The sequence below is a fragment of the Isoptericola sp. NPDC019693 genome (genome assembly GCF_044389085.1).
Lineage (GTDB): Bacteria > Actinomycetota > Actinomycetes > Actinomycetales > Cellulomonadaceae > Isoptericola.
The window spans coordinates 128845-153890 of the sequence record NZ_JBIRXP010000006.1 but is presented as its reverse complement, the minus strand read 5'-3'; the positions used below and the strand labels follow the sequence as shown (position 1 = coordinate 153890).

At 74.6% G+C, this 25046-nt stretch carries 26 protein-coding genes and 1 riboswitch; of the genes, 11 read left to right on the top strand and 15 right to left on the bottom strand.

The window, feature by feature from the left end; all coding sequences use genetic code 11:
* Positions 1 to 8: 8 nt before the first annotated feature.
* Entirely contained in the window at positions 9 to 1505 is a 1497-nt protein-coding gene (locus tag ACH436_RS17560; protein ID WP_430561485.1) for a peptide MFS transporter, read from the bottom strand.
* Positions 1506 to 1656: 151 nt separating this feature from the next.
* The gene (locus ACH436_RS17555) at positions 1657 to 2238 is read right to left on the bottom strand and encodes a GNAT family N-acetyltransferase (RefSeq protein WP_430561484.1); all 582 of its coding nucleotides are present in this window, start codon (positions 2236 to 2238) and stop codon (positions 1657 to 1659) included.
* Positions 2239 to 2353: 115 nt separating this feature from the next.
* Between ACH436_RS17555 and ACH436_RS17550 the strand changes: the two genes are divergently transcribed.
* Positions 2354 to 3832 (top strand): amidase, encoded by a 1479-nt coding sequence (locus ACH436_RS17550; RefSeq protein ID WP_430561483.1) that lies wholly within the window; start codon positions 2354 to 2356, stop codon positions 3830 to 3832.
* Positions 3833 to 3945: 113 nt separating this feature from the next.
* Complete coding sequence (locus ACH436_RS17545) at positions 3946 to 4119, top strand: CsbD family protein (protein WP_430561482.1); 174 nt, start codon at positions 3946 to 3948, stop codon at positions 4117 to 4119.
* A 99-nt stretch (positions 4120 to 4218) separates the two neighbouring features.
* Here ACH436_RS17545 and ACH436_RS17540 read toward each other — a convergent pair whose 3' ends face one another.
* Positions 4219 to 5661, bottom strand: coding sequence for an aminotransferase class V-fold PLP-dependent enzyme (locus ACH436_RS17540; RefSeq protein ID WP_430561481.1), 1443 nt, complete (start codon positions 5659 to 5661; stop codon positions 4219 to 4221).
* Positions 5662 to 5695: 34 nt separating this feature from the next.
* A riboswitch (SAM riboswitch) is annotated at positions 5696 to 5812 on the bottom strand.
* A gap of 169 nt (positions 5813 to 5981) precedes the next feature.
* Between ACH436_RS17540 and ACH436_RS17535 the strand changes: the two genes are divergently transcribed.
* The 3 genes from ACH436_RS17535 (at position 5982) to ACH436_RS17525 (ending at position 8490) form a co-directional block, all read left to right on the top strand.
* Entirely contained in the window at positions 5982 to 6485 is a 504-nt protein-coding gene (locus tag ACH436_RS17535; protein WP_430561480.1) for a hypothetical protein, read from the top strand.
* Positions 6486 to 6736: 251 nt separating this feature from the next.
* Entirely contained in the window at positions 6737 to 7228 is a 492-nt protein-coding gene (locus ACH436_RS17530) for a rhodanese-like domain-containing protein (RefSeq protein WP_430561479.1), read from the top strand.
* Complete coding sequence (locus ACH436_RS17525) at positions 7225 to 8490, top strand: O-succinylhomoserine sulfhydrylase (RefSeq protein WP_430561478.1); 1266 nt, start codon at positions 7225 to 7227, stop codon at positions 8488 to 8490. The genes ACH436_RS17530 and ACH436_RS17525 overlap by 4 nt, the downstream gene beginning before the upstream one ends.
* Before the next feature lie 43 nt (positions 8491 to 8533).
* Here ACH436_RS17525 and ACH436_RS17520 read toward each other — a convergent pair whose 3' ends face one another.
* From ACH436_RS17520 to ACH436_RS17495, 6 genes are all read right to left on the bottom strand, one after another.
* Positions 8534 to 9202, bottom strand: coding sequence for a hypothetical protein (locus ACH436_RS17520; protein WP_430561477.1), 669 nt, complete (start codon positions 9200 to 9202; stop codon positions 8534 to 8536).
* Entirely contained in the window at positions 9199 to 11388 is a 2190-nt protein-coding gene (locus tag ACH436_RS17515) for a hypothetical protein (RefSeq protein WP_430561476.1), read from the bottom strand. The genes ACH436_RS17520 and ACH436_RS17515 overlap by 4 nt, the downstream gene beginning before the upstream one ends.
* Positions 11388 to 11657, bottom strand: coding sequence for a hypothetical protein (locus ACH436_RS17510; protein ID WP_430561475.1), 270 nt, complete (start codon positions 11655 to 11657; stop codon positions 11388 to 11390). Before ACH436_RS17510 ends, ACH436_RS17515 begins: the two co-directional genes overlap by 1 nt.
* Before the next feature lie 219 nt (positions 11658 to 11876).
* Entirely contained in the window at positions 11877 to 12350 is a 474-nt protein-coding gene (locus tag ACH436_RS17505; RefSeq protein ID WP_430561474.1) for a hypothetical protein, read from the bottom strand.
* A 247-nt stretch (positions 12351 to 12597) separates the two neighbouring features.
* Positions 12598 to 13614 carry an NADP-dependent oxidoreductase gene (locus tag ACH436_RS17500; protein ID WP_430561473.1) on the bottom strand — a complete coding sequence of 339 codons (1017 nt, stop codon included), beginning with the start codon at positions 13612 to 13614 and terminating at the stop codon, positions 12598 to 12600.
* Between the two features lie 50 nt (positions 13615 to 13664).
* On the bottom strand, positions 13665 to 14051 hold the full coding sequence (locus ACH436_RS17495; RefSeq protein WP_430561472.1) for a DUF1304 domain-containing protein: 387 nt from the start codon (positions 14049 to 14051) through the stop codon (positions 13665 to 13667).
* Positions 14052 to 14153: 102 nt separating this feature from the next.
* On the opposite strand from ACH436_RS17495, the gene ACH436_RS17490 reads away from it, so the two are divergent.
* Positions 14154 to 14732, top strand: a complete 579-nt coding sequence (locus ACH436_RS17490; protein ID WP_430561471.1) for a TetR/AcrR family transcriptional regulator — start codon at positions 14154 to 14156, stop codon at positions 14730 to 14732.
* A 51-nt stretch (positions 14733 to 14783) separates the two neighbouring features.
* Here the strand turns inward: ACH436_RS17490 and ACH436_RS17485 are convergent, their stop codons facing one another.
* From ACH436_RS17485 to ACH436_RS17465, 5 genes are all read right to left on the bottom strand, one after another.
* Entirely contained in the window at positions 14784 to 15500 is a 717-nt protein-coding gene (locus ACH436_RS17485) for a hypothetical protein (protein WP_430561470.1), read from the bottom strand.
* A gap of 86 nt (positions 15501 to 15586) precedes the next feature.
* Positions 15587 to 16246: a response regulator gene (locus ACH436_RS17480; protein WP_430561469.1), complete on the bottom strand. Its 660-nt coding sequence runs from the start codon at positions 16244 to 16246 to the stop codon at positions 15587 to 15589.
* A complete protein-coding gene (locus ACH436_RS17475) occupies positions 16243 to 17562 on the bottom strand; it encodes a sensor histidine kinase (RefSeq protein ID WP_430561468.1) in 1320 nt (439 codons plus the stop codon). Before ACH436_RS17475 ends, ACH436_RS17480 begins: the two co-directional genes overlap by 4 nt.
* A gap of 124 nt (positions 17563 to 17686) precedes the next feature.
* Positions 17687 to 18607: a hypothetical protein gene (locus ACH436_RS17470; RefSeq protein ID WP_430561467.1), complete on the bottom strand. Its 921-nt coding sequence runs from the start codon at positions 18605 to 18607 to the stop codon at positions 17687 to 17689.
* Positions 18607 to 19323: an ABC transporter ATP-binding protein gene (locus ACH436_RS17465; RefSeq protein ID WP_430561466.1), complete on the bottom strand. Its 717-nt coding sequence runs from the start codon at positions 19321 to 19323 to the stop codon at positions 18607 to 18609. Before ACH436_RS17465 ends, ACH436_RS17470 begins: the two co-directional genes overlap by 1 nt.
* A 183-nt stretch (positions 19324 to 19506) precedes the next feature.
* On the opposite strand from ACH436_RS17465, the gene ACH436_RS17460 reads away from it, so the two are divergent.
* A complete protein-coding gene (locus ACH436_RS17460; RefSeq protein ID WP_430561465.1) occupies positions 19507 to 19851 on the top strand; it encodes a hypothetical protein in 345 nt (114 codons plus the stop codon).
* The gene (locus ACH436_RS17455; RefSeq protein ID WP_430561464.1) at positions 19848 to 20228 is read left to right on the top strand and encodes a hypothetical protein; all 381 of its coding nucleotides are present in this window, start codon (positions 19848 to 19850) and stop codon (positions 20226 to 20228) included. The genes ACH436_RS17460 and ACH436_RS17455 overlap by 4 nt, the downstream gene beginning before the upstream one ends.
* 84 nt (positions 20229 to 20312) lie before the next feature.
* Here ACH436_RS17455 and ACH436_RS17450 read toward each other — a convergent pair whose 3' ends face one another.
* On the bottom strand, positions 20313 to 20915 hold the full coding sequence (locus ACH436_RS17450; RefSeq protein WP_430561463.1) for a TetR/AcrR family transcriptional regulator: 603 nt from the start codon (positions 20913 to 20915) through the stop codon (positions 20313 to 20315).
* Positions 20916 to 20989: 74 nt separating this feature from the next.
* On the opposite strand from ACH436_RS17450, the gene ACH436_RS17445 reads away from it, so the two are divergent.
* From ACH436_RS17445 to ACH436_RS17435, 3 genes are all read left to right on the top strand, one after another.
* Positions 20990 to 21511 (top strand): DUF1992 domain-containing protein, encoded by a 522-nt coding sequence (locus ACH436_RS17445; protein ID WP_430561462.1) that lies wholly within the window; start codon positions 20990 to 20992, stop codon positions 21509 to 21511.
* Positions 21512 to 21595: 84 nt separating this feature from the next.
* Complete coding sequence (locus ACH436_RS17440; protein ID WP_430561461.1) at positions 21596 to 22303, top strand: TetR/AcrR family transcriptional regulator; 708 nt, start codon at positions 21596 to 21598, stop codon at positions 22301 to 22303.
* Entirely contained in the window at positions 22296 to 24992 is a 2697-nt protein-coding gene (locus tag ACH436_RS17435) for an MMPL family transporter (protein ID WP_430561460.1), read from the top strand. Before ACH436_RS17440 ends, ACH436_RS17435 begins: the two co-directional genes overlap by 8 nt.
* Positions 24993 to 25046 lie beyond the last annotated feature (54 nt).

Here is a 25046-nt window from a genome sequence, read left to right as displayed (position 1 = left end):
CACGGGCCTCAGTGGACGGGGTGCATCGTGCGCTTCATCCAGCCGGACATCGCCAGCACGACGACGCCCACCACGACGGCGACCGCGCCGTTGACCGCGAAGTACACGCCGTCGGGGATCTCGCCGTAGAAGCGCACGGTCTGCGCCTGGATGCCGTTGGCCAGCGCGATCGACAGGAACCACACCGCCATCGACTGGCTGGAGAACGCCGCCGGGGCGAGCTTGGTCGTGGCCGACAGCCCGGTTGTCTGCAGCAGCACGTCACCGAGGCCGAGCAGCAGCAGCGAGACGAGCAGCCACCACACGGCGATCCGCCAGTCGCCCGACTGCCCGGACACGGCCGGCACGAGGACGAGGTACGACAGACCGCCGAGCAACGCACCGATCGCGACCTTCTTCGAGGCGTGCGGCTGGCGCGGGCCGAGCCACGTCCACAGGGCCGCGACCAGCGGGGCGACGAGCACCTCGGCCGCCCCGAGGTAGGAGCTGAACCACGCCGACGGCACGTCCCACCCGAAGATCTGGCGGTCCACGTGGTCCTCCGCCAGGAGGATCAGCACCGAGTAGGCCTGGAAGAGGACGAAGTTGAACGCGACCGACGCGATCCACAGCACGAGGAACGGACGCAGACGCCCGCGCTCCTCGGTCGTGACGCGCGGGCTGCGGAACATCACGGTGAAGTAGACGACGGGTGCGACCATCGCGATCACGGTCAGCGCGTCCACGACGCCGGCGACGCTCAGACGGCCGACCGACGCGAGCACGGCCAGGACGCCGACCACCGCCGCGGCCGAGCCGAGGAGGATCCAGCGCATCCGGCGCGCGGCGGCCGGCGGGAGCGGCGCCTCGGCGCCCCGGCCGTAGCCCGGGATGCGGCGGCGGCCCACGACGTACTGGATCAGGCCGGCCGTCATGCCGATCGCCGCGGCGGAGAAGCCCCAGTGCCAGCCGACCTCGGCGCCCAGCCAGCCGGTGACGAGCGGGCCGACGAACGCACCCACGTTGATGCCCATGTAGTAGAGGGCGAACCCGGCGTCGCGCCGGTCGTCGTCGGTCGAGTAGAGCTTGCCCACGAGGGTCGACACGTTGGGCTTGAGGAGCCCGGTGCCGAGGCTGATGAGGACGAGGCCGACCCACGTGGAGATCTCGGCGGGGATCGCCATCGTGTAGTGGCCGGCGGCGATGAGGATGCCGCCCCACAGGACGCCGCGGTAGGAGCCGAGCACGCGGTCGGCGATCCAGCCGCCGCCCACGGACACGAGGTAGACCATCGTGCCGTAGCCGGCGGCGATGGACGCGGCGTTGCCGGACTCCATCGCGAGGCCGCCGTCGGCGACGGTCGCGGTGAAGTACAGGACGAGGATGGCCTGCATCCCGAGGAAGGAGAACCGCTCCCACACCTCGAGGCTGAACAGGGTGGCCAGGCCGCGCGGGTGCCCGAAGAACCCCCGGTCGTCGCGGTTCTCGGGTTCCGGTTCGACGACGGTCGCGTCCTCGGTGGTCACAGGCTCTCCAGGTCTCGGGGACAGGGCGTGGCGTCGGGCCGGTGACGTGCGTCCGGCCCGGACCGGCCGTCGACCTTACCCGCTGTCCTCCCGCCAGGGTCTCACCGCCCGGGCGGCGGGACCCGTCGAACAGCCCGAAGGGGCGGCCCGCTCAGTCCCGCCCGGCGCCGCCCAGCCGCGCGTGCAGCCCCGCGCGCACGTCCGGCCACTCGTCGTCGACGATGGAGAAGTACACGGTGTCGCCGACGGTGCCGTCCGCGGCGACGCGGTGCTTGCGCAGCACCCCCTCGGGCCTCGCCCCGAGGCGCTGGATGGCCGCGCAGGAGCGCGCGTTGCGGGTGTCGGCGCGCAGCGCGACGCGGCGCATCCCCCACTCCTCGAACGCGTGCCGCAGCAGCAGGAGCTTGCACGCGGGGTTCGTGGTGCCGCCCCACCAGTCACGGCCGTAGAAGGTGGTGCCGATCTCCACGCGGCGCGGCCCGGGGGCGAGCTCGTAGAAGCGGGTCGAACCCCGCACCGCGCCGTCGTCGCCCACGACGGCGAACGCCATCGTGCCCGGCGTGGCGACGCCGGCGGCGATCCATGCCTCGAGGTCCGCGACCTGCGTCGGGACGGGGGACGTCATGCCGAACCACAGGTCGGCGTCGACGAGGCCGAGCAGCGCGGCGGCGTGCTGCGGGCCGAGCGGCTCCAGGCGCACGCCGTGGCCGGCGAGGACGAGGTCGTGAGTCACCGGCCCATCCTCGCCGAACAGGCGGTTGATGCCGGAATGCGCCCAGGATCGGCGCCATTACGGTGTCAACCGCCTGTTCGGCGGCCGGCGCGGGTGGATGGGTAGCGTGCGGAACATGGACGACGCCCTGCACGAGATGACCGCCGCCCGGCTGCGCGACCTGCTGCGCGCGGGCGAGCTCACGCCGACCGAGGTGGCCGACCACTTCCTGGCCCGGATCGAGCGGGCCGACCCCGACCTCGGGGCCTTCGCCAGCGTCACCCCCGGGGCGGCGCGCGAGCGGGCGGCGCGCCTCGAGCAGAGCGACGCGCACGGGCGGGGCGTGCTGTGGGGGCTGCCCGGCGCGGACAAGGACCTGTGGCTGCGTGCCGGCGTGCCCGCCGGGTTCGGCTCCCGCGCGTTCGCCGGCGACGACGCCGTGGTGGCTCCGGTGAGCGACGAGATCGTCGACGTCCTCGACGCCGCCGGCATGGTGAGCCTCGGCCGGACGACGGCCCCCGAGCTCGGCTTCCCCGCCTACACGGAGCCGCTGGCCGGGCCCGTGGCGCGCAACCCGTGGGACCGGTCGCGCGGGGCCGGCGGGTCGAGCGGCGGCGCGGCGGTGGCCGTCGCAGCAGGCCTCCTGCCGTGCGCGCCCGGCTCGGACGGCGGCGGCTCGGTCCGCATCCCCGCCGCCGCGTGCGGCGTCGTCGGGCTCAAGCCCAGCCGCGGCCTGGTGCCCGCGGGGTCGGGGCAGGAGTCGCTCGGCGGGCTCGTCGTGAACGGTCCGCTCGCCCGCACCACCGAGGACACGGCGCTGCTGCTCGAGGGGATGCTCACCCGCACGCCGGACGGGCGGGTCGCGCACCCGCTGACGCTGCGCGCGCCGTCGGCCCGCGCCGGCGAGTACCTGGCGGCGGCGCGCCGTGGCGAGGTGGCGGGCAGCGGCGGCGAGGACGTGCAGGGCCGGTTCCGCGTCGGCGTGACGACCGACTCCGCCTGGGACGACTTCTACGCGATCGAGACGTCGCAGGACGCGCTCGACGCGCTCGACACCGGCGTGGCGACGCTCACCGGTCTGGGGCACGAGGTCGACGGGCTGTCCCTTCCGCCCGACCCGACGTACGGCCCCGCCTTCCGCACCCTGTGGATGGCAGGCGCGTCCGCCGTGCCCCTCGACGACCCCGCCCGCCTCGACCGGCTCGAGCCGCTGACCCGGTGGCTCATCGGCCGCGGCCGCGAGGTGCCCGCCCGCGAGCTCGCCGAGGCGCTGCGGGCCCTCACGGCGTTCGAGCGCCGGCTCGTCGCGCAGGTGTCGCGCTTCGACGCCGTCGTCACGCCCGCGCTCGCGATGACGCCCCGCCCCCTCGGCTGGTTCGACCCCGAGGACCCGGAGCGCAACTTCGAGCAGCAGTGCCAGTACACGCCGTGGACGTCGATGCTCAACGTGGCGGGGCTGCCCGCGATCACCGTGCCGACCCGCTGGACCGGCGACGGGCTGCCGATGGGGGTGCAGCTGATCGGGCGGCCGGGCGGGGAGACGACGCTCCTCGCCCTGGCCGCGCAGCTCGAGGACAGGCTGCGCTGGGCGGACCGGCACCCGCCGGTCTGGTGACGGACGGCTCTCCGACCAGGGCGGGCACCACGATCCGAGACGCCGGAGTGCGAACCCGGGGACAGGCGCCTACGGTCGGTGACCGAGGTCGTTCGTACGACGGAAGGAGCCCCATGGGACTCGGAGACAAGGCCAGGCACCTCGCGGAAGAGGCGGAGGGCAAGGTCAAGGAGGCGACGGGCAAGCTCACCGGCGACGAGAAGCAGGAGGCCGAGGGCAGGGCCCAGCAGGCCGGCGCGAACCTCAAGCAGGCGGGCGACGACGTCAAGGACGCGTTCAAGGACTGACCCGCTGTCACGACGGGGCGCCACCGGGGGGTGGCGCCCCGTCGTCATGTCCGCCCTGCGTGCCCGCCCTGAGCGGGGCGGGGACGCGCGGCCCGTCCGTCAGAGGTCGTCGGGCAGGCAGCCGAACGCCTCGTCGGCGCCCAGCGCGGCGGTGGCGAGCAGGCCCTCGAGGCCGGAGCCCTCGGGCACCGGGCGCGGGTCGTCGACGACGACCCACAGCCCGTCCACGACGTCGTACTGCGCCTGGGGGCCCTCGGTGACGAGGGAGCGCACCGCGGCGACGAGACGCTCGACCTCCTCGCCCGCCGTGCCGACGCCCACGGACGCGCGGACGGCGCCGGCGTCGAACCCGAGACGGCCGAGCAGCGGGTGCGCGCAGAACCGGCCGTCGCGCACACCGATGCCGTGCTCGGCCGACAGGTACGCGGCGACGAGGCCCGGGTCGTACCCCGTGACGGTGAACGTCACGACGCCCACCGGGTCGACGGCGTCGTCCCACACGTGCACGACCTCGACGCGGTCGATCTCGCCGAGCCCGTCCACGAGCCGGCGCCGCAGCGCGTCCTCGTGCTCTCCGGCGGCCCACGGGTCGAGGGCGGCAAGCTCGTCGCACGCGGCCGCGAGCGCCACCGCGCCCACCACGTTGGGCGACCCGGCCTCGTGGCGGGCGGGGCCCTCGTGCCAGTCGGTCGTCGTGGTGCGCACCCGCCGCACGGCGCCGCCGCCGGCGAGGTACGGGGTGCCGGCGTCGAGCCAGTCGCGGCGCCCGACCAGGGCCCCGGCCCCGAAGGGCGCGTAGGTCTTGTGGCCCGAGAAGGCGACGTAGTCCACGCCGGTCGCCGCGAGCGAGAAGCGGCGGTGCGGCACCAGCTGCGCGCCGTCGAGCACGACGCGCGCGCCCGCCCCGTGCGCCGCGGCGACGACGTCGGCCACGGGCAGCGCCTCCCCCGTGACGTTGGAGGCGCCGGTGAGCGCGAGCAGGGCGTACGGGCGCCCCGCGGCGGCGGCCGAGCTCAGCTCCTCCTCGAGCTCCGCGAGGGTGGCGGCCACCGAGGACCCGCCCGTCACGACGGTCGCGTCGGTGACGCGCTGCCAGGGCAGCAGGTTGGCGTGGTGCTCGATGTCGAGCACGAGCACGCGGCCGCGCTCCCCCGTGACCGGGTCCGCGGGCACGCAGCCCGCGAGCAGGTTGAGCGAGTCGGTGGTGTTGCGCGTGACGATCGTCAGGTCGTCCTCGCGGGCGCCGACGAACGCGCCGATCGTGCGCCGGGCCGTCTCGTACAGGGCCGTGGACACCTGCGACAGGTAGCCGGCGCCGCGGTGCACGCTCGCGTACAGCGGCAGCACCCGGGCGACGCGGTCGGCCACGGCCTGGAGAGCGGGCGCCGACGCCGCGACGTCGAGGTTCGCGTACGGCACCTGGCGGCCGTCGACGAGCGGGACGAGGGTGTCGCCACCGACGACGGGCAGCACGGGCGAGACGTCGTGCACGGTGGCGGGCGCGACGTCGTGCACGGCGGGCGCGGGGCTGAGCGTGGTCATGCGGGATCCTCCTCGGTCGTGCCGGGGAGGTCGCTCCCCGCGCTTGCCCGCGCGCCGGACGGCGCGGGGCCAGGTCGTCACCCGGGGCACCCCGCCGCGAGAGGAGGGTTGCCGGCCAGCGAGCCGGGGCTTCGCGCTGGCGCTCATGACCTGTCGCCCATCGTGAGTGCGCAGCACCACACGGTCAAGCGGAGCCCGGGACCTTCTCACGATGCGGTCGCGTGAGACGCTGGACGTCGGCCCGGCCCGGCCGTCCCCCGCCTCTGCAGCGGCCGCCCGACGGACCACCACCGAGGACCACAGAGCAGCACGGAGTGACCATGCGACGCCTTCCCCGCCGACTGACGCCGATCGCCCTCGCGAGCCTGCTGGCCCTGACCGCGTGCACGGGACCGCAGGCCGAGGGCGACGACGCGGGCACGCCGGGCTCCGGTGCCGCTCCGACCGCGAGCGCCTCCGCCCCCACGGAGGCCGGGGACGCGGCCGGTGGGACGACGAAGGACCCGTCGGCGTACACCGTCCCCCACACGGACGACCACAAGACGATCGTCACCATGGACCGGTCGCAGGTCGAGGCGCTCACCGGCACCGACCTCGGCGAGGGCGTCCAGGACGCGCAGCGCGCGATGACGCAGGCCGACACGTGGGCGGGCGACGCGACCGCCGACCACGTCGACCTCGTGACCGCGGCGGCCGAGCGCGAGTCCGACCGCATCGAGCGGGTGCTCTCGCAGCAGGCCGACGGCCGGGACGTCGAGCTGCGGCTCACCGTCGTGCACCACGAGCACGCGCAGGAGGCCCACTTCGGCGAGGACGACGACTGACGCGCGCAGGCCGCGGAGTGCGGCGAGGCGCCGGAGGCGCTGTTCAGACGCCCGGGCGGCACCGGCACGCGTCGCTCAGGTCGCGAGACGGGGTGCCCATCAGGCGGACGCCTGTCGTACGATCGCCGCGACCATCCCGAGCGGCCGAGTGACGTGGCACGTCGACGCCGCAGCAACCCGCGGGCAGGTCGCCGGCGACGGCGGCCCGTCCGGACGAGGGTGCTACCGCCACGACCGATGGGAGGACTGCGATGAGCACCCAGATCGATCCCCGCCCCGCCGAGGGCTACGCCGGCGACCTCACCCCGCAGCAGGCGTGGGACCTGCTCGCCGCCGACCCGGACGCCGTCCTGGTGGACGTGCGCACCGAGGGCGAGTGGCGCGCGATCGGCGTGCCGGACACCGCGACCGCCGGCAAGCGCCCGGTCTTCGCCGAGTGGGTCCAGGCGGGCGGGCGTCCCAACCCCGGCTTCCTTGCCGAGCTCGCCGCCGCGGGCGTGACCGCGGACCGTCCGGTCGTCTTCCTGTGCCGCTCCGGCCAGCGCTCGATCGGCGCCGCACGCCTCGCGACGTCGTCCGGCCTCGGCCCGGCGTACAACGTGCTCGAGGGCTTCGAGGGCGGCCCCGGCTTCGACGGCGTCCGCGACCGCGAGGGCTGGAAGGTGCGCGGCCTGCCGTGGGGCTCGTACGACGACGCTGCCGCGACGCCGGCGGCCGGGCAGCAGCCGGAGCAGACCCGATGAGCAGCACGCAGGTCCCGACCGGTCCTGGCGCCGACCCGACGACCCTCGGCGGCTCGCGCCCGCTGCCCGCCACGGTCCGGCCCGCGACCCTCGCCGTGCGCGGCGGGCACCGCCGCTCGGACTTCCAGGAGATGTCCGAGGGCCTGTTCCTCACCCAGGGCTACACCTACGGCTCGGCGGCGGACGCCGAGGCCGCGTTCGCCGGCGAGCGGTCCCAGTTCCTGTACTCGCGGTACGGCAACCCGACGGTGCACACGTTCGAGGAGCGGCTGCGCCTCATCGAGGGCGCCGAGGCCTGCTACGCCACGGCGTCGGGCATGTCGGCGGTGTTCAACGCCCTCGCCGCGCTGGTCTCCAGCGGTTCGCGCATCGTGTCGGCGCGGGCCCTGTTCGGCTCCACGAACGTCATCTACGACGAGATCCTCGCCAAGTGGGGGGTGCGCGTCGACCTGGTGGACGGGCACGTGACCTCGCAGTGGGAGGAGGCCCTCGCCACCCCGGCGGACGTCGTGTTCTTCGAGTCGCCGTCCAACCCCATGCAGGACCTCGTGGACGTGCGGCGGGTGGCAGAGCTCGCGCACGCCGCCGGCGCCGTCGTCGTGGTGGACAACGTGTTCGCGACGCCGGTGCTGCAGAAGCCGCTCGAGCTCGGCGCCGACGTCGTCGTCTACTCCGCCACCAAGCACATCGACGGCCAGGGCCGCGTGCTCGGTGGCGCGATCCTCGGCAGCGAGGAGTTCCTCTCCGGGCCGGTGCAGACGCTCGTGCGCAACACCGGCCCGTCGCTGAGCCCCTTCAACGCGTGGGTGCTGCTCAAGGGCCTGGAGACGCTCGACGTGCGCGTGCGCGCCCAGAACGCGGCAGCGCTCGAGGTCGCGACCGCGCTCGAGGGGTTCGACGGCGTGACCGGGGTGCGCTACCCGTTCCTGCCCTCGCATCCCCAGCACGAGCTGGCGAAGTCGCAGCAGTCGGGTGGCGGCACGGTCGTGACGTTCGACCTCTCCGTGCCCGAGGGCACCGAGCCGGAGGCGGCGAAGAAGCGCACGTTCGCGTTCCTCGACGCCCTGCAGGTCGTCGACATCTCCAACAACCTGGGCGACGCGAAGTCGATCATCACGCACCCCGCCACGACGACGCACCGCAAGCTCGGCCCCGAGGGCCGCGCCAAGGTCGGCATCGCCGAGACCACCGTGCGGCTGTCGATCGGGCTCGAGGACCCGCGGGACATCATCGAGGACGTCGAGCAGGCCCTGCAGGCCTGACCCGCCCCGCCCGAACGGGGCCCTCCGACGCGCCGGCCGCGGCTCAGGAGGACGGGACGGCGACGTCGTCCACGGACGCCGTGGTCAGCAGGTCGAGGTCCGGCGCGGTGGTGAACCGCCCCACCGGCACCTCCGCCCCTGGGTCGCACGACGAGTCCGGGTCGGGGCCGTAGCCCCAGCGGGCGCTGTCGACGAGCCAGCGGTCGTCCACGCGCACGAGCTCGTAGGTGTCGTGCTCGAACGCCCCGGTGTCCCGCGACCGCTCCACGACCTCCGACGCGTCGTCGTCCCACGCCCACCAGGTGGGTAGGCGGCTGCACATGAGCACGGTGGCCTCGTCGCCGCTGCCGGAGACGTCGACCACCGTCATGTCGCTCGGCCCCTCCCACAGCTCGAGCTCGCGGGACTCGACGTCGCTGCGCAGCCGGTCGCCCTTGGTGGCGATCCACTCCGGCGTGGTGACCTCCGCCAGGCGGGAGTCGGTGAGGTCGAGCTCGTTGGTGGACGCCTTGACCAGGGTGTCGTAGCGGCGCACCGCCTCGACCCGCGGGTCCTCCTCGGCCGAGCCCGTCGGCCCGGTGCCGTCGTCCCACGCGACCTCGTCGTGCACCGTCGCCGTCGCGGGGGCGGTGCACGCCGCCGCGGCACCGACCACGACCAGTCCGGCGAGCGCCGTGGCGACCCGGTACGACCGGGCGGTCCGGCGCGTCACTCGCCCCGCTCCGCTTCACGCGCCCAGGCGTCGAACCCGTCGTTGTACTCCTGGATCAGCTCGTCCACGTACCGTCCTTCGTCCTCGGGGGCGTCCATCACCCCGTGCTCGACGTACGCGTCGACGATCGCCGTGAGGCGCTCGCGCATGACGTCGTTCCGTGCGTCCTCGTCGCCGTGCTCCGCCGCCAGCGCGTCGTTGTACTCCGTCGCCCACGCGTCGCCGAGGGCGTCGGCCATCCAGCCCGCGACCTCCCCGACGGCGTACCCGGCGAGGGTCCCGCCCCCGACGGGCACCAGGCCGACCAGGGAGGACACGTCGTCCAGGGCGTCGCGCACCTGCTGGTCGTGGGCGGCGCCGGTGGCGAGGCCCGCCCCCACGGGCGCACCCTCGAGCGCGGCCTGGGTGCCGAGCAGACGGGCGATCGCGCCCTCCCCGCTCAGCGAGGTGGCCGGGTCCGCGGCGTAGGCGACGACCGACTCCTGGTACTCGGAGACCGTGGCGGCCAGCACGGCGTGCCCGCCGGGGTCGTGACCGGCGACCCCCATGAGGTCGGCCACCCAGTCCTGCTCGGCGTTCACGATCCAGACGTCCGGCCCACCCAGCATCCCCGTGTGCAGGGCGCCGTCCCGGTCGGTGTTCGCGCTCATCGGGTACTCGGCGAGCTGCGGCAGCTGCTGCGCGAGCGCCGTGGCCAGGGCGAGCGACCCGGCGGGCGTCATGTGGTCCGGCACCAGCTGCTCGTTCCCGCTCAGGAGCTCGAAGACGCGTGACGACAGGTCGGCGACCGACCGCTGCACGTCCGGGTCCGCGGCACGCGGGTCGAGGAGCGACCCGGTGGCCTGCTGCGCCCCCGCCCACAGGGCGCTCGGCCCCTCGAACCCGTCGCCGGTGGTGTTCGCGGCCCAGTCGCGCTCGCCGAACCAGTAGTCCACGCGGTCGGCACCGAGCTCGCCGTCGCCGTACGGGTCCTCGCCGGCAGCAGTGAGCCACGCGAGCGCGGCGTCCGGGTACTGCCCGAGCGTCTGGAGCACCCGGCCCGCGAAGTCGTCGACCCGCCGGAAGGCGTCCTCGTCCTCGAGGATCGCCAGCAGCCGGCCGCCGGCGTTGGGCGACGTGTCGTACGACGCCCCGTGGCCCGGGTTCATGGGGTCGCGCTCGATACGGTCGACCATGGTCGCCATCGCCACGGTCAGCGTCTCCCCCAGCCGCGCTCCGTCGGGGTCCCCGAACAGGAAGCCGATCGACGAGCCCGAGGCGTGGCCGTCGAGCATCTCCCGTGCGAACTCCGACGCGGTCGCCGGTGTCCACCGCGCGGACCCGTTGCTCAGACCGAGCCGCACGGCCTGCGCGGCCGCCAGCGCGAGGGCGGGGTCCAGGTCGCCCGTCAGCGTCTGGTAGCCGAGCCGGTCGATGAGCTCCGTCGTCCCGGTCCCGCCGATCCGGAGGAACGTGCGGGCCATGACGCCGTGGTCGTCGCCCCAGGTCTCGAAGAACGTCTGCAGGTCGCGGACGTCCTGCTCGTCGCCGTCGCCTGCCGCGACCCGGGCCGCGAGGTCCGCCATCGCGGTCGAGATCTCCCCGGGGGTGAGGTCGTCGACGGAGGCCACGCCGGCGCGCACGAGCGCGTGGTGCAGGTCGTCCCAGCCGGCCGGCTCCCCCTCACGGAGCGCGTCGCACAGCACGCCGTCGAGGGTCCGGCGTTCGTCGTGGAGGTCTCGCAGAGCCGCCCAGGCCTGCGCCTGCTCCCGCTCGGCGTCCTCCCGGATCTCCTCGCGGATCCGGTCGCGCGCGTCCTCGTCGGGGGCGTACCTGCCCCCGGTGTACTGGGTGTTCCAGTACAGGGAGCTCATGGTCGCCTCGGCCTCGTCGAGCCGGGCCCGCTCGGGCTCGGCCCGCCGCGCGAGATCCTCGACCGCCCCGACGTAGGTGGACAGCGCGGGCCGGACCGCGGAGAGCCTGGCGCGGACCGCGTCGAGGCGCGTGCGCGGTGCGTCGAGCGACGTCCGCCACGCCTCACCGGCCTCGCCCTCCCACGTCGCGACGTCGAGGTCCGCGAGCGCCTGGACCAGCACGGTCACCACGCTCTCCAGCTCCGTGTGCCGGACGCCCAGGTGGGAGTCGTAGTCGGTGAGCACGCCCATGTCGCCCGCGTCCGGGTGGCGGTCGGAGTGGTAGCCGCCCATCAGGCGCTGGCCGCGATCGTGGCGTCCGTCGCCTGCAGCTCGGCCGCGGCGTCCTTGGCCACCTGCCCGGCGGCGACGACCTGCGCCTGGACACCACCCAGCTCCACGGCCACCGAGAGGGCGAACTCGAGGACCGCGGACTCCACCCCCTGGCTGCCGCAGCCGGAGGCGTCGTCGCGCAGGCTCGTCGACATCCCGTACCCCTGCGAGACGAGGGTGCTCCCCGTGCCCTGCATCGCCTCGAAGTCCGCGGCCAGCTGTCCGGCCATGCGTGGTCCCCCTGCTCGAACCGTCCGAAGACCCTTCGGACGTCGCCGCGGGTCGGTGCCGGGCAAGACTATGCGGGCGGACCCGCCGCGGCGACGGGGAGAACTCCCCGTCGCGGGCGCGCGGTGGCGGACGACGCCCTCACCGCGGCGACGACCGCCCACTCGACCAGCGCATGACGTCGACGGGCGAGCGTCAGCCCTTCGGACGAGGTGGCACCGTCACCCGTCGCGACCGACGGGGAAGTGCTCGACGACCTCACCCGTCGACACGTCCACGACGACCAGGGAGCCCTCCGGCCAACCGGAGGTGTCCTGCGGCACCTCCCACCCCTCGACCTCCCCGCACCGGACCCGGTCGTAGGACGCGACGACGGTGTTCGACCAGGTGTTCACGAGGGCGACCCGGGGGTGCTCGCGCATCTCGTCGGGCCAGTCCGCGGGATCGGTGAGGACCTTCCCCTCGGCGTCGGACGGCGTGCCGTTGAACCACCCTTCGTAGCCGCCGTCAGGCTCTCCGGGCTCGTTCGTGCCGGCGACGGAGGACGGCAGGGTCGCGCACAGGTCCGGCGCCGTGGTCGTGGGCCGGGGCTCCGCCGTCGACGCCACCGGCAAGGGGGCGGCGTCAGGCGGAGGGTCCGCGGGCGCGCTGCAGCCGGCCAGCACCACGACCGCGGCGACGATCCCGCACGTCACGACGACCCCACCTAGGGGTCGCGACCTCCACCCGTCCACCGTCGGCTCCCTCCGCAGGATCGGCGGGCGCTCCGCCGCGCCGCACCCGCAGAGTCAACCAGAGGCGGCCGTGGCCGAGCGACGGGCCGCCGGAATCGCACGGATCCCGGCCCGACACCGGGCCTACGGTCGGCCGCCTCGACGACCCGTCCGAGCCGGCCCAGGCGACCAACGGCGCCAGGGTGAGCCCTTCGGCGCGCCGGGTTCCTCAGCGCGCCGTGCGGACGACCATCTTCCCGGTGTTGGCGCCGCGCATCATGTCGAGGAACGCCTGCGGGGCGTTCTCGATGCCGTCGACGACGGTCTCGTCGTAGGCGATCTTGCCCTCGGCGAACCAGCCGGTCATGAGCTCGCGGAAGGCGGGCGCGTGCTCGAGGTAGCCGGCGAGCGTGAAGCCCTTGAGCATGAGGCCGCGGGTGATGAGGTTCGCCATGTTGTCCGGGCCGGGCAGGCGGTCGGTGCTGTTGTAGCCGGCGATGGCGCCGCACAGCGCGACCCGGCCGCCGTCGTTCATGACGTCGAGCGCCGCCGTGAGGTGGTCGCCGCCGACGTTGTCGAAGAAGACGTCGACGCCGCCGGGCACGAGGTCCGGGAGCTGCTCGCGCACGGGCGCGTCCTTGTAGTTGAGCGCCGCGTCGTAGCCGTACTTCGACGTGAGCAGCTCGACCTTCTCGGCCGAGCCGGCCGACCCGACGACGCGGCTCGCGCCGAGCAGGCGGGCGATCTGGCCCGCGGCCGTGCCGACCGCGCCCGCGGCGCCGGAGACGAAGACGGTGTCGCCCGGCTTCATGCCGGCGATGGCGGTGAGCCCGACGTAGCCGGTGAGGCCCGTCATGCCGAGGATGCCCAGGTGCAGCGACAGCGGCACCCCCGGGATCTCGGGCACGACGCGGAACCCGCGCGCGTCCTCCTGCACGACGTCCCGCCAGCCGTGCTGGTGCAGGACCACGGCGCCCACGGGGACGTCGTCCGACGCCGACTCGAGCACCCGGCCGATCGCGCCGCCCGTCATCGTCTCCCCGAGGGCGAACGGCGGGGTGTAGCTCTTGACGTCGTTCATGCGCCCGCGCATGTAGGGGTCGACGGAGACGAACTCGTTGGCGACGCGGACCTGGCCGGGCTCGAGGTCGCCGTAGGTGACCTCGACGGTGCGGAAGTCGTCGAGCGTGGGCCACCCGGTGGGGCGGGCGGCGAGCTGGATCTGGGTGCTGACGATCGAGGACATGCGGGGGGAGCCTTCTTCCGGGTGGGGACGGTGGCGGGCGGGGCGGCCGGTCAGGCCACGAGGCCCACGACGAGGGCGACGACGGCGAGCAGCGGCAGGGTGCCCTGCGTGACGGCGGCGCGGCGCTTGTCGGGCGAGGACAGGAACAGGACGAGGGCGGCCGCGAGCATGCTGCCGGTGCCGGCCAGGACGAGGGCCGCGCCCGCACCCGTGGTGCCGGCGGCGACGAGGACGATGCCGACGGCCGTCACGAGCGCGAGGAACAGGTTGTAGAAGCCCTGGTTGTAGGCCAGCTCGCGGGTGGCCGACGCCTCCTGCTCGGTGGTGCCGAACACCGCGCGCGCCCGGGGCGTGGTCCACGCGACGGACTCGAGCCAGAAGATGTACACGTGGAGCGCGGCGGCGATCCCTGCCAGGACGAGCCCTGCGACGACCATCGGTTCTCCCTGCTGCCTGCCCGGCGCGGACCACCGGAGCGATTCTGTAACGGTCGGTCCACTGTATATACTGAAACGAGCGTTACACAACTTGGAGGCACGATGGGCAGGGCGCAGGGGTTCGAGACCGAGCAGGCGGTCCGGGCAGCGCGCGAGGTGTTCTGGCGCGACGGCTACGCGGAGGCGTCGGTGCCGGCGCTGGAGCGCGCCACCGGGCTGAACCGGTCGAGCATCTACCACGCCTTCGGCTCCAAGCGCGGCCTCTTCGACGCGGCCGTGCAGAGCTACCTCGACGAGGTCGTGCGTCCGCGCCTGCGCCCCCTCGTGGCCGACGACGTCTCCCCCGGCGCCCTCGTCACCTACCTCACCGGGCTGCGCGCGGCGCTCGCCCGCGCGGACGAGGTGCAGGGGGCCGCCGGGTGCCTGCTCGTCAACACCTCGAGCTCGCCCATCGCCTCCGACGACGCGGTCCGGCAGACGGTCGCCGACTACCGCGCCGAGCTGCGTGACGCCCTCCGGCGCGGGGTGGTCGCGATGCGGCCGGACGCGGAAGGCCCGGAGGTCGACCGGCTCGCCGACATCTGCACCGCGTTCGTCATCAGCGCGTTCACGCTGGTGCGCGTGGACCCTCCGAGCGCGCTGCACTGCCTGGACACCGCTGTCGACGTCCTCGAGCGCTGACGTCGCCGCCCGGGCGGACGCGGCGACCGGCGACGTCGGGTGCCCGGCGCCCTACCTGACCTTGGCCTCCGCCGGCCGGCGCGCCTCCGACGCCGGCAACGGCTGACGCCGGCCGGGCGTGTGGCCGGCGCACGCGACGGCGAACGCGAACGCGACGACGAGGGCCAGCACGGCGAGCTCGCCGCCCTCCTCGACGGCGGTCACGAGGTAGGTGTGCGGGGCCTGGCCCTGCACGGCCACGTGCAGCTGGTCGACCACGACGCCGAACAGCGCGAGCGCCCCCACGAGCAGGAGGAGCGCGCGCGACGTGGCCCGCGCCTCGGCTCCCGCGCGGAGGTGGGCCACCAGCAGCATCCCGCCCAGCACCAGGCCGAGCCCCGCGAGCCACACCAGCTCCCCGAGCGCGGGGTCGGCGACGGGAGCCGGGCTGCGCGCGAGCCACGCGCCCGCGCGCTCGTGCAGCATCAGCCTGTCGTCCACGAGCATCGCGACGAACCCGAGGCTCCAGAACGCGAGGACCGGCCAGCGGCGGCGGGCGGCGGCCCAGCCGAGCAGCCCTGCCGTCCAGGCGACCATCACCGCGAACAGGACCTCGCCGTAGCCCCACTCACGACCGAGGCGGAACCCGGGCTCGCCGGGCCACCCGGCGAGCCGGTGGCCGAGGTACGCCGCGACGAGCGCGCCCACGACGGCCAGCAGCATCACGGCGAGCGCGGCGACGGGACCCCGCAGCCCCAGGAGCGCGACCGCCCCGCGCAGCATCGACATCGATCGTCCTCCCCTTGAGAGGCCCGCGTCGACGGGCCGGCCCGGAGCCTAGGCGGCGTCCATGAGAGGAGGATGAGACGCGAGCGTCAGGCGCCCGGCACGGCGAGCCCGGCGTCGTACGCCCACACCACGAGCTGCACGCGGTCGCGCGCGCCGGTCTTCGTCATGATCCGGCTCAGGTGCGACTTCACGGTGCTGGGCTCGAGGAACAGCGCCGCGGCGATCTCCGCGTTCGACGACCCGCGGCACAGCAGCGCGACGATCTCGCGCTCGCGGGCGGTGAGCAGGCCGGCCGCCTCGGCGTCGGGCGTCACGGGCCCGCGACGGCGGGCGAACTCGTCGATGACGCGGCGCGTGAGGGTCTGGTCCACCAGGCCGTCGCCCGCGGCGACCCGGCGCACGGCGTCGACCAGCACGTCCGGCTCGGCGTCCTTCAGCAGGAAGCCGGACGCGCCGGCCTCCAGCGCGCCGAACACGTAGTCGTCGAGGTCGAAGGTGCTCACCACGAGCACGGGCACCGGGTCGGCGACGCCCGGTCCGGCGAGCTCGCGCGTGGCGGTGATGCCGTCACCGCCCGGCATCCGCACGTCCATGCACACGACGTCGGGCCGCTCGCGCCGTGCCACGCGGACCGCGTCCGCGCCGTTCGACGCCTCCCCCACGACCTCGAGGCCCTCGCTCTGCAGGATCACCGTGAACCCGGCGCGCACCACCGCCTGGTCGTCCACGAGCACGACCCGCGTCATCGGGCGCCCTGCCCGGCGCGCACCTGCCGGTCCTGCGCGCCCGCGGGGCGCGGCACGACGAGCCGCACCAGCCAACCGCCGCCGGACGTGCGCCGCGCGGTGAGCCGCCCTCCGACGAGCTCCGCCCGCTCCGTCATCCCGATGACGCCGTGCCCCGGGCCCGCCTCCGGCGGGGCGGTCGCGACCGCCCGGTCGGCGGGGCCGTTGCGCACCGTCACGGCCACCTCGTCCTCGTCGTACAGGGTCTCGACGTCGACGGCGCTGCCCGGCGCGTGCCGGCGCGCGTTGGCGAGCGACTCCTGCAGCACCCGGTACACCGTGAGCTGCACCGTGGGCGGCAGGTCGTAGGGCTCTCCGCGCCGCGTCTCCTGCACGCGCGTGCCCGTGCTGCGGGCGAGGTCGAGCAGCGCGGGCACGTCCGCGAGCGTGGGCTGCGGGGCGGACGGCGCGTCGTCGCCCTCGCCGGTGTCGCGCAGGATGCCGACGACGAGCCGCAGGTTCTCGAGCGTCTCCCGGCCCTGCCTGCGGATCCAGCGCAGCGACTCCTTGGCCCGCTCGGGGTCCCCCTCGACCAGTCGCTCGGCCGCGGCCGCCTGCACGACGATCCCGGACAGGTGGTGCGCCGCGACGTCGTGCAGCTCGCGGGCCATGCGGCCGCGTTCCGCGAGGACGGCCTGCGCGGCGAGCGCCTCGCGCTCCCGCTCGGCCTGGGCGACGCGCGCCCGCAGCTGCTTCAGGAGCTCGCGCCGGGTGCCGACGTACGCCCCGCCGAGGACCGCACCGAGGTAGATGAGCAGCGTGGACACGAGCCCGCCCCACAGCTGGGCGCCGACGGGCACGCCCAGCTCCGCGACCGTCGCGGGCCCGCCCAGCACGTACCCGAGCAGCACCTGCACGACGGCGGCGCCCGCCGCCGCGCCGAGGGCCGGGCGCCGCGGGGCGAGCACCCCCACCGAGTACGCGGCCACCAGCGTGGCCGGCGCCTGGAAGTTCATGAACGGCGGCAGCAGCGGCGCCAGCGCGAGCTGCCCGAGGATGACGAGCGCGAGGCACAGCATCGGGAAGCGGCGCCGCAGCGTGAGCGCCATCGCCTGCCCGACGAGGACGACGCACGCCGCCACCAGCGCCCCGGTGCTCATGCCGTCGACCGACGCCTGGGTGCCGAGGGTCTCGCCGAGGCTCGACGACACGAGCTGCAGCATGGCGAGGAGGAGCCCCACGGACAGCGCCGCGACCACGCCGCCGAGCAGCGCGTCGCGGCGCATGGGGGTCCGGACGCCGAGGGCGTCGAGCCGCCGTCGCAGCGCGTCGAGCACAGGTCCTCCGTCGATTCCGAGCGTTCCGCAAGCTCTTCGCGTGGGCGTCGAGCCGGGCCCACGGTACGCCGCCCGGGGCCCGGCAGAGCGTATCGTGGCTGGTCAGGCCCGTTTCCTGCCGACGTCAGGCAAGGTCACGGCGCCGGAAGACCGCCCCCGCGACCACGAGCAGCACGGCCGCCCAGGCGACCAGCCCCGCCAGCGCAGCGGCGGCACCGAGACCCGCCCCGGCGTCCGACGTCGCCCCGAAGAGCTGGGCTGCGCCCTGACCCGCCGACGCGAGGGAGCCGAGGGTGATCGGCAGCCACGACGTCGCCGTCGTCGCACCACCCGTGAGGACGAGCGCGGCGGCCTGGATCATCGGTTCCACGAGGGCGAGCGCCACGACCACGACGATCGCCGCGACCTGCCCCCGCACGAGGGTACCGACGGCGAGCCCGAGCCACGAGAGCAGCACCATGACCGCGAGGCCGCGTGCCCACACCCCGAGCGCCTCACCGGGCCCGATCGCCAGGCCCGCGCCCGGCGTCGTCGCGACCGCCAGGACCAGCCCGACGGCGGTGACCAGCGCGAGCGCCGCGCCGATCGCGAGCGCGACGGTCGCCGTCGCGCCCGCCTTGCCCGCGAGGACCCGCAGCCGGTCCGGGACGGCGAGCGCCGTGGGCACGATGCCGCCGGTGCGGAAGTCGGCCGTGGCCGCGAGCACGCCCAGCAGCAGCACGCACAGGGTCGTGACGCCGCTGGAGCCGGACGCCGGACCCTGCCCGAGCAGGTCGAGCAGCGACCGCTGGGCCGTGGCGGAGCCGAGGTCGGTGGCCGCGGCGAGCCCCGACAGGAGCTCGCTGGTGTCGGCCGGCGACAGCTGCGCCCCGACGTGGGACCCGGCGTCCGACCCACCGAGACCCTCCAGGGCGCGGAGGGTGCGCGGCAGCACGAGCGTGAGTGCCTGGGTGAGCAGCATCCCCGCGAGCGCGACGGCCCCGATCACCCACGGGGTGCGGGTGGTGCGCAGCTTGAGCAGCTCGGCCCCGAGCACGGCGGACATCAGCGGACTCCTTCGGTGGCGGCGGTGAGGTCGAGGTACACGTCCTCGAGGCTCCGGTCGGTGGTGACGAGCTCGCCCAGCGTGCCCGCGGCGACGACGCGACCCTGGCCGATGACGACCAGGTCGTCGGCGACCTGCGCCACCTCGCCGAGCACGTGGCTGGCCAGCAGCACCGTGCCGCCGTCGTCGGCGAAGGCACGCAGCAGCTCGCGCAGCCACCGCATCCCTGCGGGGTCGAGCCCGTTGGCGGGCTCGTCGAGGACGAGGACGTCGGGCTCGCCGAGCAGCGCGGTGGCGAGGCCGAGGCGCTGCTTCATGCCGAGCGAGTAGGTGCGCACGCGGCGGTCCGCGGCCGGGATCATCCCGACGGCGGCGAGCACCTCGTCGACCCGGCGGCCCGGGAGCCCGGACGCCGTGGCGAGCACCCGCAGGTGGTCGCGGCCGGTGCGGCCGGGGTGCAGCCCGCCGGCGTCCAGGAGGGCGCCGACCACCTGTGCCGGGTGCTCGAGCTCGCCGTAGCGCCGGCCGTCGAACGTCGCCGTGCCGGCGTCTGCGCGGGCCAGGCCGAGCAGCACGTGCAGCGTGGTGCTCTTGCCCGCGCCGTTCGGGCCCAGCAGGCCCACGACCCGCCCGGGCTCCGCCGTGAACCCGACGTCGTGCACGGCCTCGAAGCCGCCGTAGGACTTGTGCAGCCCGTCGATCCGGATGGTGGTCATCCGTCCCCTCCCTCGTCGTCCGGCGGTCGTTCGCCACGCCGGTACCCCGAGCCTCCCCGGGAGCAGGGGGCCGGGTCTTGGGGCGGAGGACGGAACCTGCATTGCGCCTTTCGGGGGAACCGGGCGAGCACGCGTCCAGTGGTCCCTGTACGCCGCGGTATGGTCCGTAGTAGTTTGTAGTGCATGGCGGTGATCCTCCCCGACTGGCGTCACGCAGACGCGCACATCCGCGACCGACGAGGTCGCAAGGGTCAGCCTGGAGAGACGGACATCGATCCGCAGTGGGCCAATGAGGCGTACAGCGACCGGGAGGCGGTGTGGTTCATCCCCGACCCCAAGGGCCGCAAGGGGATGTCGAACCGAACGGTGGGCTGGTCGGAAACGGCGGGGTTCGTCATCACGGTGATCACCGCCCGGTCCGGCAGGCTCGGGGTTCGTGTGGGGCGCGAGCGCGTGGCGCTCCGACCCGTCCGAGGTAGCCGTGTACGAGAGCAGGGAACAGCGAGCCGAACGAGGGGCATCCGATGAGTGACAACGTGCGCGACCTGATCAGGGAGGTTGCAGCCGAGGCTGAGGAGACTCGCCACGAGCCGCTGCCAGCCGATGCGGTGGGCACCCGGCCTCACAGCCAGGGCACGCAGCCGCGCGTCCTATCAGTCCGTCTGACCGGTGAGCAGTACGACAAGCTTGTGACGGCGGCCGAGTACCAGGCGGTGCCCGTCTCGACGCTCGCACGCATGCTGATCGTGCAGGGGGTGGAGGGCACTGGGCTCACGCCGCCGCGCGCGACTCTGAGCCCAGAGCAGTTCGAGGTGCTGCTGAGCCACTTGCCGGAGGACCTGAGCGACATCCTGGGGACCGCTCTGCGGCGCAACGTGAAGCCGGAATTCCTGCAGACCGCCTAGGTGGGCGTGCGCCAGTCCCCACGGGCCCCCGTCATGCCTGCAGATCGTGGCGGTACTGGCGGGCGACGAACCGCGCGCAACGCGTCATGGAGCTCCGGCGAAGAGGCGGTCCAGGTGCTGGTCGATCGCCGCCAGCGCGGCCTCCGGCTCGATGACGCCGAGCTCGAGCAGCGGGGTGAAGCCGGTCAGCGCCAGGAGGAGGTCCGTCTCGACGTCCGGGTCGCGGTCGGCGGCGATCTGGCCCTGCTCCACCGCCTGGCGGACGAGGCGCTCGACCAGCGCCCGGCCCTCGCGGAGCCCGAGGCCCGCCTGCCGGCGCAGCGCCGGGTCGTGCAGCGCCTCCAGGACGTACGCGGCGCTCATGCGGCTCGACGCACGGGAGTCGGGGGCCAGCGGCAGCATCTCGGTGAGCACCACGCGCAGCACGTGCTTCGGGTGCGGCGGGCGGTCGAGCGCGGCGAGCCCCCGCTCGACCCGGTCGGAGGTGCGCTCGGCGGCGAACTCCGTCGCGAAGGCCAGCATCGCCGTGCGGGACGCGAAGTAGTGCTGCAGCTGCCCCAGCGAGACCCCCGCCTCGCGGGCGACCTCGCGCAGGGACGCGCCGGCCCAGCCGTGCTGGTCGACCACGCGCCACAGCGCGTGGGCGATCGCCTCGCGGCGTTCCTGGTGGTCCACCAGCTTCGGCATCGCACCCCCCTCCGGGTCGTCGTACGCTCGAGATAATACAGGTGACCGAAAACGCGCCAGGACGGGGGCCCACGATGACCGACGAGCAGCCGCCGGCGCCGTTCTTCAACCCGTACGCGGTCGCCATCGACGACGAGGTGGCGATCGCGCTGCTCGCCGAGATGCAGCTCAGGAAGGCGATCGAGCGCGGCGACTTCGACGACCTGCCCGGCAGCGGCAAGCCGCTCGACCTGCAGGACCTCCACGACCCGGACTGGTGGATCAAGGCCTTCATGCGGCGCGAGAAGCTCGTCGTGCTGCCGCCGTCGATCCAGCTGCGCAAGGACGACGCCGCGCTGGACGGGCGCCTCGACGAGCTCTGGACCGAGCAGGACGTGCGCGAGGAGGTCGAGGAGTTCAACAAGAGCGTCCTGCGCGGCCGCTACCAGCCGGCGGCCGGCCCGCCGCTGGTCACCATGCCGCGCGACGTCGAGGCGACCGTGGCCGCCTGGGCGGAACGGCGCGCGGCACGGGCCGCCGAGGCCCAGGCACGTGCGCACGCCGAGGCGCCACCTGCGGGCCGTCGTCGTCGACGTCTCCGTCAGACGCACCGGTAGCCGTCGCCAACCGGACACCGGGTGAGACGAGCGCCACCCGGGAACTCATTGCACTGAGTGCAACGAGTTACCTAGGGTCGCCGGGTGCCCACCGACCCCGCGGAGCCGCGTCCTGACCGACGCGCCGAGCTGAAGGCCCGCACGCGCCGCGCGATCGTGGCCGCCGCGGGCAGCCTGATGAACGAGGCCGGCGGCGTGGGCTTCTCCGTCGACGAGCTGGCCGCGCGCGCCGGGGTCTCCCGCCGCACCGTCTTCAACCACTTCCCGTCGCTGGACGACGTCGTCGCCGCGGTGGGCGCGGACGCGTTCGGCATGGTGCGCGACGCGCTCCTCGCGGTCGACGCGCCCCCGCCGCGCCGGGACGACGCCCACGCGCGGCGGACCGCCGTCCTGGCCGACCTGGTGGGTGCCCTGCGCCGTGCCGACCTCGTGGCGCCGATGGCCTCGCTCACGCGCGGGCTCGGGCTGACGGGCGGCTCCGCCGACGCCGCCGTCGTCCCGGCGCACCAGGCGATGCTGCTGCTGCGGTCGCTGTCCGACGTCAGCGCGGACCTCGCCGCCGACCTCCGTGGCCGCCACCCCGGGACGGCACCCGTCGACGTCGACCTGCTGGTCGCCCAGACCATGAGCAGCCTCGTCGTGCTGCACCGGCACTGGTACGCCCGCACCGGAGGCGTCTCGGACGCCGAGGCCCGCGCCGTCTGGGCCGGCCTCCTCACGCACCTCGCCCCCGCCCTGGCCACCGCCACCACCCCATCTGCCGCCACCCCACCCGAAGGACACCATGGCTGAGCTCCTCTACCGTCTCGGGCGCTTCGCGTCCCGGCGCGTCAAGACCGTCGTCACCGCCTGGATCGCCGTCCTCGCGATCGCCGGCGTCGGGTACGCCGTCGGGGCCGGCACGCTGTCCGACAGCTTCTCGATCCCCGGCACCCCGACGCAGGAGGTGACCGACCAGCTCGCCGACGAGATGCCCGCGGCCGCGGGAGGCACCGGCACCGTGGTGCTGAGCACCGAGGACGGCTCGGAGCTCACGGCGGACCAGCAGGAGTCCCTCGGCGGGGTCCTCGCCGACGCGAAGAAGGTCGACGGCGTCGAGGACGTCGTCGACCCGTTCGCCACCGAGGCCGACCGGCAGGAGCAGGCGGACCAGCTCGCCGACGGTCAGCAGCAGATCGCCGACGGGCGCGACCAGCTCGCGGACGGCCGGGAACAGCTCGACGCCGGCCAGCAGCAGCTCGACGACGCCCGGGCCGAGCTCGAGGCGGGCCAGGAGCAGCTCGACGACGCCCGCGCCCAGGCCGAGGCCGCGGGGCAGGCCGAGCTCGCGGCACCCCGGTTCGACGCCCAGCAGGACCAGCTCGACGCCGGCCTCGCGGAGCTCGACAAGCAGCAGGACACCCTCGACGAGAGCGCCGCGGAGCTCGAGGACGGAGCCGCCGAGCTCGACACGCAGGCCACGCAGCTCGAGCAGGGTCAGGAGCTGTTCGACCTCGCCTCGGGCATCACGCTCGTGTCCGACGACGGTTCGACGGCCGTGGCGACGGTGATGTTCACCGACGCCCAGATGGACATCTCCCAGGAGACCAAGGACTCCGTCATCGACGCGATCGAGACCGGCGTCGCGGACGTCGCCGGGGTGCACGTGGACTTCGGCTCCGACATCGCCCAGGAGACCCCGTCCGTCTTCGGGCCGGGGGAGGTCGTGGGCCTCGTCGTCGCCGCGATCGTGCTGGTCATCATGCTCGGCACCTTCATCGGCGCCGGCCTGCCGCTGCTCACCGCGCTGATCGGCGTCGGCGTCGCCGCGCTGGGTGCTCTCGCGTTCTCCGGCGTCGTGCAGATGTCGTCCGTGACGCCGGTGCTCGGCCTCATGCTCGGCCTCGCCGTGGGCATCGACTACGCGCTGTTCATCGTCAACCGGCACCGCCACCAGCTCAAGGACGGGTACGAGGTCCGCGAGTCCGTGGCCCTCGCCAACGGCACGTCGGGCAACGCCGTCGTGTTCGCGGGCGCGACGGTGGTCATCGCGCTGCTCGCGCTCAACGTCACCGGCATCCCGTTCCTCGGCCTCATGGGCACCGTCGGCGCGGCCTCGGTCGCCGTCGCCGTGCTGGTCGCGGTCACCCTGACGCCGGCGCTGCTGTCCGCCATCGGCATGCGGATCCTCAGCCGCAAGGAGCGCAGCCCCTTCGCGCCGGCCGGCCCTGCCGACGGGGCGGGCTCGACCGCGCCCGACGCCGGTCACGCGGCGTCGGGCCCGTCGAAGGCGCTGACGCCGCTGAAGCCAATGCGGACGCTCGTCGCGGTGGGCCGCGTGCTGCTCGGCGTCGCGGTGCTCGGCGTCGTCGCGATCCCGGCGCTGGACCTGCGGACCAACCTGCCCGACGGCTCGTCGGCGCCCGAGGACTCCACGTCGTACGCGGCGTACACCACCGTCGCCGACGAGTTCGGCGCCGGTGTGAACGGTCCGCTGCTCGTGGTCGCGGACGTGCCCGACGCGGTCACCGACGACACCGAGGTCGCGACGCAGCTCGCGCTCGCGAAGCAGCTCGCGGCCCAGGACGACGTCGTCGCCGTCGCGCCGGCGGGGATGTCGGAGGACGGTTGGACGCTCGCGTTCCAGGTCGTGCCCGCCGACGGGCCGACGAGCGCGTCCACCGAGCAGCTCGTGCACACGCTGCGCGGCCTGTCCCCGCTGACGATCGACACGGCGTCGGTCGGGGGCGGCGCGAACGGCGCCTCCGTCTCCGGCGACACCGAGATCGGCGTCGCCGGGGCGGCCTCGGGCAACATCGACATCTCGGAGAAGCTGTCCGACGCGCTGCCGCTCTACCTCGGCGTGGTCATCGGGCTGTCGCTGCTCATCCTCGTCGTCGTGTTCCGGTCGATCCTCGTGCCGGTGATCGCGACGCTCGGGTTCGTGCTGTCGTACTTCGCGGCGCTCGGCGGCGTGGTGGCGATCTACCAGTGGGGCTGGCTGTCGAACGTCTTCGGCGTGCACAACCCCGGGCCGATCCTCAACTTCCTGCCCACGATCCTCGTCGGCATCCTGTTCGGCCTGGCCATGGACTACATGCTGTTCCTGGGCTCGGGCATGCGGGAGGCGTACGCGCACGGCGCCCCCGCGCGCCTCGCCGTCGTCCAGGGCTTCCGGGCGGGCCGCTCCGTGGTCACCGCCGCGGCGATCATCATGATCTCGGTGTTCGGCGGCTTCATCTTCGCCGAGGACGCGATGATCCGGTCGATCGGGTTCGCCCTCGCGTTCGGCGTGCTCGTCGACGCGTTCGTGGTGCGGATGCTCGTGGTGCCGGCGCTCATGCACCTGCTCGGCGACTCCGCCTGGTGGCTGCCGCGCTGGCTCGACAGGATCCTGCCGAACGTGGACGTCGAGGGGTCGGCCCTGGAGCGTCGTCACCCGCACGCGTCGACCGAGGCCTCGGACGACGACGCCCCCGCGCCCGCCGGCCGCGGTCGATGAGAGGCCGCGGCGGGGGCCTGTGGAAGCCGGGTGTCGCTGTCGGCGCGGCCCCGT

Bases quoted from the DNA above. Each gene is read 5' to 3' on its own strand.
- ACH436_RS17495 (WP_430561472.1), bottom strand. From the start codon at position 14,051: ATGGTCGTCGCAGGGCTCGTCCTGGCAGGGATCGCCGCCGCGCTCCAC.
- ACH436_RS17455 (WP_430561464.1), top strand. From the start codon at position 19,848: ATGAGTGACAACGTGCGCGACCTGATCAGGGAGGTTGCAGCCGAGGCT.
- ACH436_RS17460 (WP_430561465.1), top strand. From the start codon at position 19,507: ATGGCGGTGATCCTCCCCGACTGGCGTCACGCAGACGCGCACATCCGC.
- ACH436_RS17540 (WP_430561481.1), bottom strand. From the start codon at position 5,661: ATGACCACGCTCAGCCCCGCGCCCGCCGTGCACGACGTCGCGCCCGCC.
- ACH436_RS17490 (WP_430561471.1), top strand. From the start codon at position 14,154: ATGGGCAGGGCGCAGGGGTTCGAGACCGAGCAGGCGGTCCGGGCAGCG.
- ACH436_RS17535 (WP_430561480.1), top strand. From the start codon at position 5,982: ATGCGACGCCTTCCCCGCCGACTGACGCCGATCGCCCTCGCGAGCCTG.
- ACH436_RS17510 (WP_430561475.1), bottom strand. From the start codon at position 11,657: ATGGCCGGACAGCTGGCCGCGGACTTCGAGGCGATGCAGGGCACGGGG.
- ACH436_RS17465 (WP_430561466.1), bottom strand. From the start codon at position 19,323: ATGACCACCATCCGGATCGACGGGCTGCACAAGTCCTACGGCGGCTTC.
- ACH436_RS17515 (WP_430561476.1), bottom strand. From the start codon at position 11,388: ATGGGCGGCTACCACTCCGACCGCCACCCGGACGCGGGCGACATGGGC.
- ACH436_RS17470 (WP_430561467.1), bottom strand. From the start codon at position 18,607: ATGTCCGCCGTGCTCGGGGCCGAGCTGCTCAAGCTGCGCACCACCCGC.
- ACH436_RS17500 (WP_430561473.1), bottom strand. From the start codon at position 13,614: ATGTCCTCGATCGTCAGCACCCAGATCCAGCTCGCCGCCCGCCCCACC.
- ACH436_RS17525 (WP_430561478.1), top strand. From the start codon at position 7,225: ATGAGCAGCACGCAGGTCCCGACCGGTCCTGGCGCCGACCCGACGACC.
- ACH436_RS17550 (WP_430561483.1), top strand. From the start codon at position 2,354: ATGGACGACGCCCTGCACGAGATGACCGCCGCCCGGCTGCGCGACCTG.
- ACH436_RS17435 (WP_430561460.1), top strand. From the start codon at position 22,296: ATGGCTGAGCTCCTCTACCGTCTCGGGCGCTTCGCGTCCCGGCGCGTC.
- ACH436_RS17445 (WP_430561462.1), top strand. From the start codon at position 20,990: ATGACCGACGAGCAGCCGCCGGCGCCGTTCTTCAACCCGTACGCGGTC.
- ACH436_RS17450 (WP_430561463.1), bottom strand. From the start codon at position 20,915: ATGCCGAAGCTGGTGGACCACCAGGAACGCCGCGAGGCGATCGCCCAC.
- ACH436_RS17545 (WP_430561482.1), top strand. From the start codon at position 3,946: ATGGGACTCGGAGACAAGGCCAGGCACCTCGCGGAAGAGGCGGAGGGC.
- ACH436_RS17485 (WP_430561470.1), bottom strand. From the start codon at position 15,500: ATGTCGATGCTGCGCGGGGCGGTCGCGCTCCTGGGGCTGCGGGGTCCC.
- ACH436_RS17530 (WP_430561479.1), top strand. From the start codon at position 6,737: ATGAGCACCCAGATCGATCCCCGCCCCGCCGAGGGCTACGCCGGCGAC.
- ACH436_RS17480 (WP_430561469.1), bottom strand. From the start codon at position 16,246: ATGACGCGGGTCGTGCTCGTGGACGACCAGGCGGTGGTGCGCGCCGGG.